The organism is Gorillibacterium timonense (assembly GCF_001457415.1).
Lineage (GTDB): Bacteria > Bacillota > Bacilli > Paenibacillales > NBRC-103111 > Gorillibacterium > Gorillibacterium timonense.
In genome coordinates this window covers 382,458-399,856 of sequence record NZ_LN881724.1, presented here as the reverse complement: position 1 = coordinate 399,856, position 17,399 = coordinate 382,458, and the positions used below count along the sequence as shown (strand labels likewise).

Sequence of the window (17,399 nt, the reverse complement as noted above, 5' to 3'; positions counted from 1 at the left end):
CAGGAAACTTATTTTCCGAGTAATCTCCGGATTCCTCTTCCATACTGGCCGTTCAGCAGATCGATAACTCCGTGCATCATACGCTCCGATATCATTCCTTCCCCCGAGGATACCATAGCAAAAAACGGCATCTCCATGAACATGGCTAACATCATGCCCTTTTGTTCAGGGGAGTCCTTCGTCACCTCGGCCGCCATTCGGTTTGCATAGGCGATCACCAGCTTGCCAATGAACGTGTGCTGGATATCTTCCAAGGTATTGTTCTCCGTAAAGGGTCTCCTGGCCCGGCTATCGCTAACCGGCAGCTTCTTTGCATACAAAGCTTCAAACTCCTCATGACTTACTTCAAACGGCTTGTTCTCCAGAGCAAAGTAAGAAGGAGCCGTACTCTTTAGATCTGGCTGTGGTTTCATCGGACTTGTCAGATGCAGAGAAGCCTGTAACACCGTCTTATCCAAGGCTCCTCCGACCAGAAGAAGATAGTCACCGCTTTCCGCATACCAATCGTTTATCTTCGTATTGTAGTATCCGAAGGAATGGGTATCCACCGTTACCGAAAGCTCTTTGGTTTCCCAAGGCTGAAGCTCGACCTTACCAAATTCAATAAGCTCCTTCTTCGGTAAAAAGACGTTGTCGTTCTCGTGGGCCACGAAGAGAAAGGCTGTTTCCTTCGCCGCAACCCCTCCGACATTGGTAACCTGAAAGGTCAGCATCAGCTTCTCTCCATAGTGGCATTCGGAGCGGTCTATTCGAAGATTCGAATAGCGGAATTCGGTATAGGATAGACCATGTCCAAACGGAAACTGTACCGGCTTTCCCGCCTTCTCATAATAGCGATATCCCACATAAATGCTCTCTCTGTGTTCAACAGTAAGCCTTCCGCCGGGAAAATAACGATCGCATGGAACATCCTCTTGCTTCATCGGCCAGGTCTCGGCCAGCTTTCCGCAAGGGACGGAAATACCGAGCAGGAGGTGAGCAATGGCTTTCCCCCCGCCTTCTCCATTTAGATAACCCAGTAAGACCGCTCTAACCTTGCTCAGCCAGGGAAGCTCCATAGGGGCGCCTCCTGATAGAATCACCACTACATTGGGATTGCAGGCGCACACCGCCTCGACCAGTCGATTATGCTCCTCGGGCATGGACATCGTCGTTCGGTCAAAGCCTTCTGATTCGTAGCCTTCGGTAAGCCCGACAAACAGATAGACAATGTCCTTATCCCTAGCCGTCTCGCAGGCCTCCCTGATCCATTGGTCCTGTTCAAGCGTTGCCTTGCCATTCCTGCCGATTGCCTCCACACTGTATCCCTGTGCATAGTCGGCCTCCAGCCCCAATGCCGTCAGCTCATCCCATGCCGTATCCACCTGGATCGGATGCAGCCTGGAGCTGCCGGCTCCCTGGTATCTTGGCTTCTTAGCGAAGAGCCCGATAACGGCGGCCTTCTGCTTTGGATTTCCGGGCAGCAGGTTCCCTTTATTTTTCAGCAAGACCGCGGACTCCGCCGCCGCCTTCACGGCCAGCTCATGATGCTTGTCGACATCATACCGGTATCCTTCCTTACGATTTTCCATCCCCTTTAAAATCAGTTCCGTAACCCGGCAAGCCGTCTGATCGAGAGCTTCTATGGCAAGCGTCCCATTCCTTACGGCTTCCACTACCTTCGCATCGTTGTATCCGTCATTCCCCGGCATCTCAAGGTCAAGCCCGGCCTGAACACCCAAGGCTCTGTTATGGACTGCTCCCCAGTCCGAGATCACCGCCCCTTCAAATCCCCATTCCTCTCTGAGAATATCCGTTAACAGGTACTTATTTTCGCTGCAGTACTCGCCATTCAGCTTGTTGTAGGAACACATGACCGTATCCGGCTTTCCTTTTTTTACGGCAATCTCAAAGGCCTTGAGATAGGTTTCCCGTAAGGTTCGTTCATCGACGACGGCACTAACCGACATTCTCCGTTTCTCCTGATTGTTGACGGCAAAATGCTTCAAGGAGGCCCCTGTTCCCGTGCTCTGGATGCCCTGAATCATACTGGCCGCAAGCTCCCCGGAAACTAGCGAATCTTCGCTGAAATATTCGAAGTTGCGCCCGCACAGGGGGCTTCTCTTTTGATTGACTCCCGGTCCCAAGAGAATAGAAACCCCTTCCTGTACGCATTCCTCTCCCATGGCTTTTCCGAGCTCATGCAACAACTCTCGGTCAAAGCTGCAGGCTGTCGCACTAGCGGTTGGGAAGCAAACGGAAGGAACGCTATCCCCGATGCCAAGGTTATCTCCCTCGCCAATCTGCTTTCTCAAGCCATGAGGACCATCCATCATCACAATGGATTCAAGGCCCAACCGTTCTATTGGCTTGAGTGTCCAGCAATCCCGTCCCGAGCATAAGCTCGCTTTTTCCTCCAGGGTCATTCTCTCGACCAGCTCTTTCGCCCTTTGCTTCAAGTGATGCTGATTCATCCCTCTCACCTCTCCTAGATGACTCCTAGCTTTTGCATTCCTTCTTATCGGCAACGGATTGCTTGATTTGATCAAAGGCGGCTTTTCCAGAGGGAAGCTTCCTCACAAAGAGTGCGGACAACACAAAGCACAATGCCGGTACGCAGCTAATCAACAGGCGGATTCCCCAAACAGCACTGGAGGGTTGCGCTTCGATAGCGTCTCCGGCACTTTCCACATAGCCGAACAACCCCATGGCATACATGACGACGGCGACCATGACGGCCGAGCTGATTTTGTAGAAAAACATGGTGGAACCATAAATCATTCCTTCTCGCCTTACTCCGTTCTTGAGTTCATCCACTTCGACCACATCAGGCAGGATGGAGAAGGTCAATACCTGGGAAGCGGATAAGCCCACCCCGATGAACACGATCACCACGACGATGAGGACCATATTTCCTTCCGGCAGGAACAAGCAGCTGATGAGGGGGATTAAGAAATAGAGTGCGGAGAGAATGTAGGTTTTCTGTTTTCCCATCTTGTTGCTCAAATGAACCCACAGGGGCGTTACAGCAACCGCTACGACAAGCGGGATCGCCATAAAGATGTAGCTGATGTCACTCGATACCTTCAGTGCATATTTCATAAAGTAGATGTAGAGTGCCATAATGACATCGAAGCCTAGCATATTGCCGATAAACACGCCCAGCACCAGCCTGTATTCCCTCAACTTAAACAGCGAGAGAATCGTCTTCCAGAATCCGTTATCGGCAACAGGCGCTTTTGGTTCTACGCGCTCCTTAGTCCCTGCAAAAGCCAACAAAACACATACGGCGATTACCGCTCCCAGCACCAGCCCCATAACGGGATAGCTGACCGCATACATGGTTTTGCCGGGATAGATCGTATCCACAATCAGCGTTACGCCCATGGCAGATACTAACGAACCGATAAAGGAAAGGGCCATCTTATAGCCGGAAATGCTGGTTCGTTCGTCATAGTCCTGAGACATCTCCGGTAACAGCGAATTATAAGGGATGGATACCAGGGAGTACGTGATGCTGAACAAGATCCCGGTTAGGGTATAGTAAAGAATCATGTGATCCGTCTCTTGAAAAAAGAGCTGCCAGAGAAGGGCAAAGCTCAGGCTTAACGGGATGGCTCCATAAAGCAAATAGGGCCTTCTTCTTCCAAACCGCGTTCGAGTACGGTCAGATACGGCTCCACTGATTAAATCAAAAACCGCGTTCCACATTCGAACGATCATGAAGATCGCTCCTGCCCATAAAGGGGAGAGTCCGGCAACATCCGTGAGAAAGAAGACCAAATAAAACCCCATGGCGCCATAGGCCACATTGTTACCCAGGTCACCTAAGCCGTACGCTAGCTTTTCCCGTTTCTTAACCTTCTCCATAGCCCCATCCCTCTGCACTCATATTTCCTTCCTATGCGTTCACCATAGCATAGAGAGCGGTTGCAAAATATCAGGTTTTCCCTATTTGTATCAGGATTGCCCTTTCTTCTGCAAAAGAAAAAGAGATGATGATTGAAGCCATCATCTCTTCGTGAGAGGAACATGCAAGGATAGATAGGTTATGACCGAGCCGATGCCACATGGACGGAATGAACGGGGGTGTTCATATCGGTACCATACTTCCTGTGAGGGTGCTTATCCCTTCCCCGCCATCTGTTTCTCGAAATGCTCCAGCAAATTTTTCCGCCGCTCCTCATGCCGCTCGTCCTCGATCCCTTTCAGAAATTGGAGGGTCTCCGTCCGAACCGTATTGAACCGGAAGAAGCTGCGGAGGATCGAATCTTGCTCCTCTTGCGCTACTTCTCGGTACGCTGTGATCAGCTCTTCGTCTGACCCCAGTCGGACGTACCCATACGAACTCAATCGATGGCCCGCTATCAATTCCTGAAAGAAGCTCTCATACCAGTCCAGGAAGCTCATTCCGGTGAAAAAGGGACCGTACTCGGGCTCCAGGTTCCAATCGATGTACACCATCATTCCCTTCCAGGAGCCGGTGTTCATCAGCAGGTTGTCATAGGTGCAGCCCTGAGTGCCAATGAGATTGAAGCCGCCAAAAATCTCATCATGCAAACGATCATAGGTATCGTCATCTGCATCTTCCATGAGATTCATTTTCTCGGCCCAGCTATCCTTGGTCATCGCCTCGTTGATCCAGGCCGGCTGCCCGCACAACCTCGTGTATTCCTCATTGCTCCCCGTCCTCTCCAGCGAATAGATCCCATAATAAGGACCCGCTCCGCCATTGCCCACCTGGGTCAGGAAGAAGACATACTCCTCCGGCAGTTGGACTTGATGGCGCTCTTCATATTTCCTCACCTCATCCAACGGGAGGACCGGATTCAACTGGTACTGATGCTTGGCGGAACCGAACACCTCCCGGGTCGGGTCAACCTCTCCGGCTCGTTGCACCAGATTGCGAAGGTAGGCTGCATGTTCCGGGGACAAGGGAGCGAAGCTCGGGCGCGTGGATGGGTGTTCTTTTTTCTTTCTCCATCGGGTGAAAAAGGACATGGGATGGGCCTCCAGTAGCATTTGACTTATTCTCTTGAATAGGGTTGAACACCCGTGACGTTACTTAAATCTACATATTCATGATCCAATTTCACTTTAACCGGTCCTCGTCTGCGCTTCTCCCGCCACTCTCGCAGATCTTCATCTGTCTCCAGGCGAAGCTCCGCGAGCTCCAACGCTCGATCAAAGATGTATTTGGTCGTGAACAGAACCTTATAAATCCAATTGTCACCAAGAGCAATAGGTGGTTTTCGTTGCTGCCAAGAAGCAATGGAGAACTTCACGTACAAGATATCTTCTTTGCCACGACGACAGGGTACTTCGGTGATTTCTCTGCGCCGAACCACCTTCCAGTCTGCGATCTTCCCAAACCAATGAATGCCTGACTTGTCTGAGCTTCCAAACTTGGAGCGGGACTGACACATCGCCACATATTCAAGTTGAGTAAGCAGCTTCGTATCTGACAAATTTTTCAACGGCATGTGGTAAAAAGAGTGCTCGAGTGCCGTCTTCACCTGCTCAGGGCCTCGAACCGAGCCAACCAGCATATTCTTCCCAGAGAACTTGTCCACAAAGTACTCTTTCGTTCCCGTTGGACGAGTGGAGCGCTCATAAGCTTTCTCTGGACTGTCCTGAATGATCTCATCCAAGAAGGCCTCCACAAGCTTCGTCGAGTTGGGCAGGAACGGGAATGCCCCAATATTAATCAACTCGATACTCTTGTAGAAACGATGGCTCTTGTAACGCTCCTCATCATGATAAGGGAACAATACATAAGCCCCGAACATGCTTCGCTCGAAGTCGCCTGACTCTTTCGCTTGATAGACGATTGCATCCCGGTATCGGTGCATCGTGTTAATGTCTTCCTCTGTAGGTCCTGGCTGATGAAAATTTCCCGCATAGGGGCTACCTTCATAGGCGGGGTTTATCCGATACTTCGCGTCAAACACATAGTTGTATTCCTTAATCTTGCCTGCATCCTTTTTACGGAGGGTGAGAACATTGTCTGGCTTCTGGCCCAAAGTAGGCAATCGCCCTGGGTCCGGTAGAGTATTGTAATGAAGGAAAAAGGTTTCTCCACTTGTAGGATGCTCATATTCCATTTTCACGGATCTATGAGTATCCAGAGTGACAAAGATCCCCTGCCGATTCACCTTGATGATATCCTGCTTCACCAGCTTGTATTTCTGGCTCATCAGTTGATTGAGCTTTAGGAAGCACCAGTACTCATACAATGTAGCGACATCTTTCATGGAGAGCCTGAGCAAATCGCTCTGGATGGAAAGTCCCTTCGTGAGCATAAGATAGCTGCGGTAAATCTCCCGGTACCCTGGTGCCATCTGTAGAACCAGACTCACCGACATATGCTTCATGGGACCAACTTCCCGTAGGAAGTCTTCCTTTAGGACTCTCCCCACCTGATGGATCATCCAATCTATTCTCTTATCGAGCAAAGGATCTGGGGTACGTTTCTTTTGCCCTTTCCTATTGGCCTGTAGCTTCCTAAGCTTCTCCACGATCCTTTCTAGCATCCAGCGGACAAACCGGTTCTCTGCTGTATCGAACGAAATTCGCTTACGATTCTCAATCAGCTGAGTGGCGGAATAGCGCTTATCCCCCAGGGTTAAGAAGCCATTCCTCGGATCTTCATACAACCGCTCCGGATGTTTAGCTAGCTCTCGAATGTTGGCTCTTCCTGCCTTTTTGACTCGGCTAGCATCCAGAAGTCGCTGTTCATGGAGAAGCTTATGATGAGGAGCTCCCTTGATGCGTTCAACAGCCTCCATTAGTTGACGAAAGACGTGTTGTAGGATGGAGTAAAACTCCGTCAAGCTTTGATGAGTGGTTTCTCGCAACCCCGTCATTTGATAGGTACGACGAAGGAAATCGAACGCCAAGTTATAGATTTGCTCATTAACCTCCGCCAAGATCAGCTGATAATCCTTCTTGTAGTCCATCTTGGATGGGAAAATCTCCATCTCCACCCGAAGCAACGTCCGCCCCTCGCGACGAATCTCCCATTCGGTAAGACCCACTTCATTGCCAAAGGACAAAACGCCGGAGAGAACCGAATCCCCTAGTGGCTTCACAGCCTGCCTTAACAAGACACTTTCATGGTAAAAAGATAAGGGCTTATCATCCTTTTTGAGAATGACAAACTCGTAGGATTGGGTTTCATAAAAGCAAGGGAACACAGGCTCTCCGAGCTTCCATTCCACCACATTATCCTCTAGTGGAGAAAACACTTTAATTCGTGCTGCTCCCACCTCTTCTGCTGAATAGATTTGAAGCTGTGAGGGAACCCATGAATGATCCTCTGTCCGGTGAAGCTGGAAGGTCTCCGTTGTGGGATGGTAGGGAGGGCCTTTGATATAGAGAGTAAAAAGCTCCGTTTCAACACGAAGCAATTCGGCGGTGACATTAGGAAAGCCAGAACGAAGTGAATCCATCTTCCTCAAGCCTCCTGAGCATAAAGGCCAATTTGCGTGCACTGTTGGGATACTTCGCAGTAAGAGTCGTCCCTTGAGCATTCCACTTCCGATAAAGCTCAGAAGAGTCCTCCATCAAAGAAGGCATTTTTATAGAATAACCGCTGTTTTTCCCGAGAGCCACCTCCATTAAGCGCAGCAGAACTCGACGAACAGAAGAGTGACTCCCTTGGACACGAGGCAAAATCTTTTGAAGGAGCTGCCAATCAAAAGCCGCATCCCGCTCCATTAGGTCAAATCGTTTGTTATAGATCATATAGAAGCAGACAGCATCCCGCACTCGGAAGCCGACATGGGCATGAATCTCCTCCAAGATCTCATTGATCTTCACCAATTCATCGGTGGTTTGCTTGATCAGTTCCTGATGGGACGCGTAGGCATCGATGAGCTGCAAGTAATCCGCCCGAAGGAACCGTTGGGACAATCCCTCAAGGGCAGCCACTTGATCCATTCCTATCGCTTCGAGATCAGGGAATTGGAGCAAGTCGATGGTGTTGAACTCCAGCGTGTTAGCCCGGTCCAGCACTTTCTTGCTAAACGGATGGGTAGTCTCGTCCATGTTGACCGTACCGATGAGAAAGACATTTTCCGGGAGGCATAAGGACTCGTAACGTTCGAGGTCTTCCGGTTTATCGAGAGAAGCTCCCGTCAGTAGGCGCTGGGTCCGAATCGTCTCCTCACACCACGACTGGGTCTCCAGAATACTGAGCAGGTCACTGAAATAATGCTCCACACGAGCCAGGTTCATTTCATCCAGGCAGATAAAATAAGGCTTATGCCAATTCTCTTCCTTGCTTGCCTCGACCAGTACTCTCGTAAGGGGACCCGGCTTGAAAAAGCCCGACAGGTCTTTATAGCCAAGCAGGTCAGACGGATCACTCCAATCCGGTCGGACCGGAATTTGGGAGTACTGCCCGTTCTCTTCCGCTGCCCCTACTGCCTCCGCAAACAGCTTCACCAACCGCGTCTTCCCCGTCCCCGAAATTCCCGCCAGAATGACAAATGGCTTGGTCTTCAAAGACAAGTAGAAATTCTCGATAAGCTGCTCGGGGAAGGAAAAACCACGCTGAACAATGTAGGTTTTGATATGTTGAAGGTGTGCGGAGACTTGGTTGTCGGTGGGAAGCAGAATGGGGATCACCTCCGTTTCTTGATCAGTGGAAGATATTGCAACATCGTATTCGGCATCGAGAATTGCGAAGTCTGGCCAATTCACAGATGGAGTGAGGGCTTGAATATTCTGTATCGCTTCTCTTGTAAAACGGAACAAGTAGCCCTGTTTTACTCCACCTACGGAATGAATCGGTCCTTGATTAATGTTGAGCTGCAATATCTGTTGATTGAATTGCTCTAGCCGTATTGAAGGGACAAGCTCCACATATTCGGTCCGAACCAATCTCCCCTGTTCTTCCCAGTTTGATGATGCCAGTGAAGCAGGTTTAGTTGCCATTATCGCAGGCTCGATTACATAGCTGACATATCGGAGAGCCTTATTAGCGTAGTGGAGAACGATATCTCCCTTCTTTACCTCTGCCATCGTATCCCAGTGGTACATGCCCCGTCCATTCGAAGATGCTAGGGGTGCCCATAGGATGCCTTCAGCATGCTCTACTTCCATAGTAGAACCTTGGTTTACCCACCAGACATTTGGGATTGAGTGATATGGCAGAAGCTTCATCTTGTATACATAAGGTGTTTCGGTTTTGTAGAACTCGATGTACTCCGATTCCTCGTCGGGAACGAGTATTTGTTGTTTGGTTCCTCCAGATGTATCGGACAATCTCTGATTCATTATGTATTGGTAAGAGTGAGAAAAAGTATGGGCTAGATAGTCCTTGAAAGAATTATTTGAGTTGTAGCGTAACTGCAAGGCTTCTCTCCCCGCCGCCACCTGGTTGATATTAATCAGATTGGCCTCAAACACCTCATTATCACAATACAGAGTGACTTTGTGTGTCTTACCTACTGTAGGTAATTTACCCTGATTGGCTTCAAGGAATTCTGAATGAAACTCAATCGGGACATGCGTCCCATCTCGAAATATCGAGAAGTCAACTTTTTTGCGGCCGATAAGATCGGGGATCTCCGTATCCTTCCACCAGCTTCTAACTTGTTTGATCATGAAGGAGCTCCTTTTGAAAGCATGATTATACAAATGATGCGATCTGTTGTTAAGTCCTTCGACAGATTATTCCATTATCCTTTAATAATGAGCAACCGGTGGGGATAACCAAAAAAGCTATCCATGAGGTGGATAGCTACTAGGCTCTGAATCGATCACTTAACTACGGTTGTATGACTCGGGGCGGTCGCTTGCCCACTTTTAAAAACCACATTGCAACTAGTTGAAGAACTAAGATAACGGAAAATAATTCTAATTGTTTGAAAACAAATGGGATAGTTGGGGAAAGAATAAAGAAAATCATCGCACCCCATCTTTTCGCTCCCTGCTTACCCACTTCCCGCCTGTAAAACGTTTGAATTAATACGCAAAAGCATAATACAGATAATAGACTTGAGAAAATGAAAAATACGATTACTATATAGTCCCAGATGGATAAACACTTTTGGAAGAGGTTAATACAAAACATAGTGATTAAAATCATAAATAGCAATAAAAGAATAGGCCAAAATGGAGCAGTCAGACGTTGAAGATAAACGAGCCATGCACTGTCTTCTTTCTCCTCTGCCTCTTTTTCTGATTGCTTATGGAGTTTCTCCAAGTCCGTGATAATTAATGTTTGCAACGATGTTAGAATCATCGGATTTTGGGTTTTGTAATAGTCTCGAATTATCTGCCGATGCATCTTATTCAGGTATGGGCTGAATTCACCAAAAAGAGCGAACAATAGCTGTTTACTTGGTTCGTCGTTTACGTGAAGAACAGAAGCAATGCTTAGCTCGATCTTAAACAGCAGTTTTTGCCGTATTTGGAGACTGGCTTGAAGTTCTTGCCTTTCTCGTTCAATCATCCCATTGAAGAGCTTGTACATCCATACAAATACGGTACCAATAATCGTGATTAAGAGCGTTTCGGTTGAATTTGCCTTAACGAACTGTGCCAATTCCGTCCACATGCGATTCCCTCACTTCGATCGTTCTTCGGACTAATTCGACACTATGACAAGATCCCCTTTTTTTGTTGATTATTGTATAAATCAATTTTAGAATTTACCCATTATTAGCTTTGCATGATAATTCCACTTCAAAAAAATCGTACCTCAATCAATATTGAGCGTTAGGTAGAAATCCAGGCTAACTTCCTGAGTGATTTTGGTATCATCAGTCCATTTGCTGCTCACGTTTATGGCATTACACGGTTAAAAGATAATCCCCAAAGTAACCTTGTCTTTTCCCTTGGTCCCCTAATCAAACCGGAGTCCTCCCATACAAGGGGTAAGGGAGATGATTCTACTATCACTTGAGATCATTCGTTTCACTTTTTAACGGTGATTTAGTCAAAATCGATGTCTGCTCTTTCTAAAAATCTCTATCATAATAATCACTCTCATCATACGTAGATAGACTGTGCCCACGATTGTTCTCCCACTGTTCTAAAGCATCGTCTAATGATGTTTATTCCATTTCCCAGTTCAATTCATTTTCGAGCTCTCGGGAATATTTTTCACCTTCAAAATTTACTTCGTAATCATTTTTGAATTTCCATAGCTCGTGCATATGCGATGGATACAATTTCTCCCCGATTCTTTTTACCCGGCATAGTTCATCAATTACTGACTCGAGTAGAGACACGATTTCATCGTACACCAAATGGTGACTATTACCCTCATCTGCAACATTTTGTCTACTTATTACTTGGGCACGACCAAGTTCAATTAACTTAACTAATTCACCTTTAACAGAAGCTGGGAATAAAAATTGCATAAATGTTAATTTCCCAATGTACATTAACATTTTAGAAAATTTATATACTAAAAATAAGCGCCTTAGATTTCATGATCCCTGGAGTTCGTTGCCTCGTCTCTTCAATCACATTTCTAATGTCCTTACTTACATATTCTCTCAACTCTCATAGAACAACTTCCTTTTAGGAATGCCCTCACCCTTTATTTTATGACAAAAAGGGTGCTTAAACCAAGTAATGAGTAAGATTCAGCAAGTAATGGGTGCCCCCATGCCTACAAGGATATCTTGAAAAGCGTGGTCGTTCATAAACAACTCAAATCCTTCTCGGTTATCCTCAAACGACGCTAGCTTGCCAAGCTCAACCCGATGGAGGCTTGAGTGCAACCCATTACTCTCTCAAATTTAGTTCATATGATTGCAACAATGGACTTAAGGAAAATCGTTGGGGAAGTGCTGAACTTAGGAGAAGACTAATTGAGTAAAAGATCGAGAAAAAACCTGATAGATCAAGGGGTTTGGGGCGTTAGGGTGAGGGATGCCTGGGAAAAAGAGCAACAAAAAAGCCGAGCGAAAATCAGGGGGAATCCCTGAAATTCGCCGACTCATTGGCAAACTTTATGTCATCAGTGGCAGACTTTAAGTGCGGAGTGCAGACTTTAATGCAAGTCTACATTGTAGGGTTAAGTTTATGGGGATTGGGTCAAATAGGTAGACTATGATCGCCCTGTTGTAGAGTATATTTTACTCCATTGCTCCAAATAATAATGGAGTTGTTATTCCCCTTTTTCATCCAATACTTTTTCAAGTTATCTTGCAATTCCTGTTTTACCCAATCCCCCCAACTATCTACTGGTGGAAGAAAGAAATAGCCTGTATCATCATCTCCGATTGCTACATAAAGTCCGTTATAAACGAGAATGCCAATCAAGGAACATATGAGTGCGGCCCTTTTTTCATGATCCCGTTCTGTACTCAAACTCTCCCATATTAGATGTTGTGGGAATGTACTGGATTTTTGGAGTTTTTGAAATACATTTTTCTGACAGAAATCATATAGGCGATCGAAAGTATCCCTACTTTTTTTTACCTTTTGAGGCATTATACGATAATCATCGTCATTAAGAAGAATCCCAAGTATGACATTGGGGCAAGTCTCTATAAAGTTAGTACTATGTTCGACCTTGGGGAACAAGGTGTTTATATTTAAAGCATTATTATTCCCCAGATATTCAATAAATTGAACGACTGCCTCCCCACCCGCTCGACGTAATCCGTAACCCATATTACCTTTCATTTCTGAGCATCCATCATAAAGTTTCGTGGAATTCGTATGACCAGGTTTGCACCGTGAAGGAAATACACTCCCTGAAGTAAAGAGCTTTTCTACTACCCGTATAACATTTCCATCAACTTTCTTATTTTGATAGGTATTCGGCAATAGAGGAGCGTCGACACAAATAAGATCAACTTTTTCATCTAAGTTCAGCACTTCTAATTTACTGAGTTTATCTGAAAAGGTACGGAATACTTTCGTTTGTTGATCTATGATCTGGCATAAGCCAGATGAATTAGTTGTATAGGATAAACCACAATCAATCCCCAAAATATGCATATCGCCATATCTCCTTTAGTTCATAACACTAAAGTCCGAAAGTGAACTACTCCAATTGAGCCGCTCTCACATTACTGACTTACGATTCACTCCCCGTAACTAAAGCTTTAAATTCGTCTTCTAAATCAAGCTCTTCTATTACAACGGAATCGATTCGCTCCCTATATTTATCAATTAGTTGGCAATAGATTTTCTTTCTGTCATATTCCCAAGAACCATACAAAGATTTTCTCATTGATTCGATGTTTCTGTTTAGATTCCTAAAAGCTCTATTCATATCCAATATTAATTCTTTGTCCCATTCTACGTATTCAAACCATGGTATAACTTCTCTTTCTCTTCTTCCATTATTTCTTCGTATACTTTCAAAATCTACGTCAAAAAAATATGATCCACTACTGAGAATGAACTTATTAAAGACTCCGTTCTTCTTTAAGATTCTAAGCATCTCATCATTTAGTTCAACATTTTCTATAATACTCAGATCCAACCTTGCTATTACATTCAAATCAATATCAGATGGGTAGTTCTTCAATAACACACAAAGGATATTCCAGAAGTTAGTATTGCTACCTGTAAACTCACGCCATGCCCCCATCCATCTCGAAAGACTATCTTTAATAAATTTCCTTTCTAATGAAACTGCTATATTTAAAACCTTAGGGAAGTGCTCATAGAAGCTTATGAAGTAATTCGATTCTAGCATAATGCTTCTCACAAAACCCTCTTGTATATCATTGTATTGAGAATCAACAATATCCCTCCAGAATGCAACGTTACCAGAAGTTATTAAATATCGATTAATTCCATAAAACCTCTCCAAAAATGTCGAAAAAAAGTCTTGGGCACTATTTGTGAAAACAATATTAATATCATTAATAAGTCGTAGTTTTGTTTGATACTCCTCAATATCTCGATACTTGTAGTATTCCAATAATCTCTCTACAAGATGTTCTCTTCCCCCAAGTACGTAGAACTTGCTCAAATTGTCCTGGATATAATTCCAAAAACATTCTACTGTTGAGCTTTCAATAGTTCCTTTTTTTGCATGGGCACATTTATTTCTAACATTCTTCCAATAGGTATATTCATTTTTAGCTTCTTCACGATTACTGAAAAATATAACAGCTCTGGTGGTAGAGGTGGATTGTGGATCAGGGTCCCCATCAATGATCTTATTAAGGTGATTCTCCCACTTATCATCATTGCTTAATAATGCTAAAACGTTATTTTGCCATTCCTCTTCTTTGCCTTGATACGAGTCTGGTCTATATTGGCAACTAATGATTCGATTCTTTATAGTAGTTTTAAAAGACAAATATGACATGAGGAACGCCGACTTATAAGCCCCCACCTTATAACATATAACAGATTCTTGAAATAACTCTTCAGCGTTATCATCAAATGGTCTTACTCTCTCAACCCATTTTTCAATTTGTAATTTCAACTTTTTATCCCCTCTGATTTTATTTATTCTGAAAAGACACGTTTTCAGAATATATTGAAGCATAACCGTATTACCCCTTCACTGCTCTTAGCTTCTTGCTTAAATATTTGCTCGTATGAGACTAACTCGGTTCATGTCGTGCTTTGGGATAAAGTTCAAAAAAATGATGCCATGTAAATATATTTACCCTGTCATGAAGTGGAGTTTTTAAGTAAATATTATTTTTTCTCTAAACTCTAATTGGAACATCTATCCTTGCTTTCGCTACACACTCTGCGCCTTTTATAATGTAACACTCCACATAATGATCACCTCTAAATGAAGTGGGTTCAACCTGAGTTAGCTTGTCTGTTCGTTCAATTTGTCCTCGGATACAATCTTGTTCTAGTGCCATCGGTCCACGATTTTTCACTTTCCAATATACCTGAAACGGTCGTGGAGCATCCGTGCTCGCCTCAAAATACAGATTGTAACCAGGAAGGAGAAGTTTGTGTTGTTTCCTCATTTCACTGAGCCAACCAACCACTCTCTCATCCTTTTTAACTTTACAATCAAGGTTAACTACATATCTCAAATTCACAGGAAATAGAGTGTCAATATACTCTTCCGTCTCCCTGTAATCGTAATATACTTCCGATTCGGACAATTGCGAATAGGATTTAGTCATCAGTGCTCGTTCTACTTGTTTTAGATCAGTCCAATAGGAATGATTGAAAAATTCTTCCCAGGCTTCAATTGCTTGATTGTAAGTACAATCTGAATCAAACAAAATATCCAGCTTTCCCAACTTATCTTTAAGCCTATTATAGAGATTCTCCATCTTTACACTGTCACTACTTACAAGTTTAAGACTTTTTGTAGGATCCGCAGGATTATATACTTCCTTATGGTCAGCCAGTCTATCTCGAATGGCTACCATCGTATGATAGAATCTCTCATCAGCTCGATCACAAGATTGAAATTTCTCATCAACCAGTACGCTCTGAATAAGTCCTCCAGGCATGTTAGCCCAAGCACTCCTGGATTTTGAAAACATCTTTATTAATCGAACAACTTCTCTTAGTTTGTATTCTCTCCCTTTGTTCTGATCAAGGAACCACTTTGTAATTTTACGTGGATCCCTCTCTCTCCATTCACTCCCGCAATGCTCATATTTATAGTTCCCATCTTCATCTACATATCGACGATAAATCGCAAAATCGATGTGATAGTTTTCTGCATAAACAATCCGAACACAATTTGTTTTTGCTTCGGGTTCTACATTAAATTGACTACATTTCTTTTTAAGTGCATTCACAATGATGTTTTTCGTTGCCGTCGTTCCGTCAGGAAGATTGCTTTTATCAAATACAATAGCTACATCAATGTCATAGTCGTTGTCCTCATTTTGTACAACCGTAGACATAGCGACACTTCCCTGTACAATGGGGGTTTCTGCTAATTTATAGTCTGTTCCTTTTTCCTCGTTATATTCTTTCAAACCATCCTTCAACCGCTGAACGTTAATATTCTTTTTGTTGAAAAGTGATTGCTTCTCTTTATTTGAAAGCACAACATTCCTTTGATAGAACGCTTTGAATTTACTATGCATATTATACAATATTAATCCCTCGCCTCATTTATTGTTAATTCAGTAGCTCGGTTTCTTTGCGGTAATTTAACTCCCCATTTATATTTCGGGTTCTCGCTCCGCACATGATTGTATATCCAGATCTCAACGTCCATTCTGGAGTTAATTGCACTTCCAAGGTTATACGCCAACGAGGGTTGACCCGCATAAAACAGATGAATTGTTTGCAAATGGGGATATTGCTGATTGACTCGATCCAGGAGATCTCGAAATTTTTTTTTATATGCTTTAAGCTGTTCTGAACTTAGAATTGCGTTTCTATGAGGTGGGTTTAAATGTAGATAGTAGGCGTTTAGGTTATGCAACTGAAGTTCTTGAATATCTTCATCAGAAATGGGATAAGTTATTCCTACTTTAATTACAATTTCTTTTGTCGTTTGAATATCCTGTGTCGTATCATTTTCATCTAAAAATAATGGTGGATACTGCACACTTGACTTAGACTCAATAGCCTCCCATATTAAATCATTTTGATTCCATTCAAAAAAGGAAACATTCAACTTGTCAGACAACCTATATCCCAATAACACGGTCATCGGAATATGAGCGAGTCCCAAGTAAGCCACATCTATATCGGAGCTACCATCTATTCGTGAGCTGACTCGTTCTACTGCTTTTTCTTGCTCTCTCAAAGCATGATGAATATTCCCACTATCGATAGTTTTCAGCTCATCTAATTGATTGATCGGATAACTTTCCAAATTAAAATCAGAAAAATCCTTGTCGATATTCGCATAACTCACCGTTTGAATGGATGAATGCTGAATGAGTATCATTGGTTTTAATTTTTTATGTTGCTTGGTACTGAAATGAAATTTCAGACCCAACCCAATTAGTGGTCCACCTACGATCACAGAAAGAATTATGTACCAATACTTAATAGAATCTTCTGGGTTAGGCATGTTTCTGTTGAACTGATCATTATAAATTTCAATAAAAAAACTCATCCATACGTTTTGAGAAAAAGCCGAGACGATAATAAGAATACCGGCCCCAATTAATGAACGTGTGATCCACTTCTCATGCCTTCCTTTTAAAAGTTTCTTGGTATATTGGATGACTTGTTTGAAGCGATTTTTCAATTCCCCACCCCTTTTTTTCTGGCATAGGTCTAAGGACACCAAAAATATGTACTTCCCTATTATACCATAAACTTACATAAGGAGTCGGATTATGTAGACAAATCATCTTCGACACTATCAGTTGGGTATGATGATATATTAAGTCAGAAAACTTCCAAAAAGGCATGTTTTCACCATATTTCTGATTATGTAATCAAGAAGAACGTTATATTAATCCAACGCTCTCCTTAGGCTTTATAATTTCTATAAGTCTACCTTTGTCCTACATGATAATCTTTGTGGCACTAGGGTG

11 protein-coding genes are annotated in these 17,399 nt (G+C 44.0%); all 11 read right to left on the bottom strand.

Translation table 11 applies throughout. The features are described 5' to 3' along the window. Window positions 1-8: 8 nt before the first annotated feature. Window positions 9-2,453: a glycoside hydrolase family 3 C-terminal domain-containing protein gene (locus tag BN2684_RS14510; protein WP_058302889.1), complete on the bottom strand. Its 2,445-nt coding sequence runs from the start codon at window positions 2,451-2,453 to the stop codon at window positions 9-11. A 25-nt stretch (window positions 2,454-2,478) separates the two neighbouring features. Beyond that, on the bottom strand, window positions 2,479-3,849 hold the full coding sequence (locus BN2684_RS14505) for an MFS transporter (RefSeq protein ID WP_058302888.1): 1,371 nt from the start codon (window positions 3,847-3,849) through the stop codon (window positions 2,479-2,481). Window positions 3,850-4,104: 255 nt separating this feature from the next. Further along, window positions 4,105-4,980 (bottom strand): SMI1/KNR4 family protein, encoded by an 876-nt coding sequence (locus BN2684_RS14500; protein ID WP_058302887.1) that lies wholly within the window; start codon window positions 4,978-4,980, stop codon window positions 4,105-4,107. Window positions 4,981-5,006: 26 nt separating this feature from the next. Then, the gene (locus BN2684_RS14495) at window positions 5,007-7,430 is read right to left on the bottom strand and encodes a restriction endonuclease-like protein (protein WP_058302886.1); all 2,424 of its coding nucleotides are present in this window, start codon (window positions 7,428-7,430) and stop codon (window positions 5,007-5,009) included. Then, window positions 7,402-9,591 (bottom strand): McrB family protein, encoded by a 2,190-nt coding sequence (locus tag BN2684_RS14490; protein WP_058302885.1) that lies wholly within the window; start codon window positions 9,589-9,591, stop codon window positions 7,402-7,404. The genes BN2684_RS14495 and BN2684_RS14490 overlap by 29 nt, the downstream gene beginning before the upstream one ends. 163 nt (window positions 9,592-9,754) lie before the next feature. Further along, complete coding sequence (locus BN2684_RS14485) at window positions 9,755-10,546, bottom strand: hypothetical protein (protein WP_058302884.1); 792 nt, start codon at window positions 10,544-10,546, stop codon at window positions 9,755-9,757. Window positions 10,547-11,045: 499 nt separating this feature from the next. After that, entirely contained in the window at window positions 11,046-11,354 is a 309-nt protein-coding gene (locus BN2684_RS14480) for a hypothetical protein (RefSeq protein ID WP_058302883.1), read from the bottom strand. A gap of 682 nt (window positions 11,355-12,036) precedes the next feature. Further along, window positions 12,037-12,948 carry a hypothetical protein gene (locus tag BN2684_RS14475; protein WP_058302882.1) on the bottom strand — a complete coding sequence of 304 codons (912 nt, stop codon included), beginning with the start codon at window positions 12,946-12,948 and terminating at the stop codon, window positions 12,037-12,039. Between the two features lie 79 nt (window positions 12,949-13,027). Then, a complete protein-coding gene (locus tag BN2684_RS14470; protein WP_148449981.1) occupies window positions 13,028-14,395 on the bottom strand; it encodes a hypothetical protein in 1,368 nt (455 codons plus the stop codon). Window positions 14,396-14,624: 229 nt separating this feature from the next. Next, window positions 14,625-15,986, bottom strand: a complete 1,362-nt coding sequence (locus BN2684_RS14465) for a nucleotide-binding domain-containing protein (RefSeq protein ID WP_234340317.1) — start codon at window positions 15,984-15,986, stop codon at window positions 14,625-14,627. 11 nt (window positions 15,987-15,997) lie between these two features. Then, window positions 15,998-17,107, bottom strand: a complete 1,110-nt coding sequence (locus BN2684_RS14460) for an SAVED domain-containing protein (RefSeq protein ID WP_148449979.1) — start codon at window positions 17,105-17,107, stop codon at window positions 15,998-16,000. Window positions 17,108-17,399 lie beyond the last annotated feature (292 nt).

Coding starts and splice junctions, on each gene's coding strand:
- BN2684_RS14510 (WP_058302889.1), bottom strand. CDS start 2,453: ATGAATCAGCATCACTTGAAGCAAAGGGCGAAAGAGCTGGTCGAGAGA.
- BN2684_RS14505 (WP_058302888.1), bottom strand. CDS start 3,849: ATGGAGAAGGTTAAGAAACGGGAAAAGCTAGCGTACGGCTTAGGTGAC.
- BN2684_RS14500 (WP_058302887.1), bottom strand. CDS start 4,980: ATGTCCTTTTTCACCCGATGGAGAAAGAAAAAAGAACACCCATCCACG.
- BN2684_RS14495 (WP_058302886.1), bottom strand. CDS start 7,430: ATGGATTCACTTCGTTCTGGCTTTCCTAATGTCACCGCCGAATTGCTT.
- BN2684_RS14490 (WP_058302885.1), bottom strand. CDS start 9,591: ATGATCAAACAAGTTAGAAGCTGGTGGAAGGATACGGAGATCCCCGAT.
- BN2684_RS14485 (WP_058302884.1), bottom strand. CDS start 10,546: ATGTGGACGGAATTGGCACAGTTCGTTAAGGCAAATTCAACCGAAACG.
- BN2684_RS14480 (WP_058302883.1), bottom strand. CDS start 11,354: ATGCAATTTTTATTCCCAGCTTCTGTTAAAGGTGAATTAGTTAAGTTA.
- BN2684_RS14475 (WP_058302882.1), bottom strand. CDS start 12,948: ATGCATATTTTGGGGATTGATTGTGGTTTATCCTATACAACTAATTCA.
- BN2684_RS14465 (WP_234340317.1), bottom strand. CDS start 15,986: ATGCATAGTAAATTCAAAGCGTTCTATCAAAGGAATGTTGTGCTTTCA.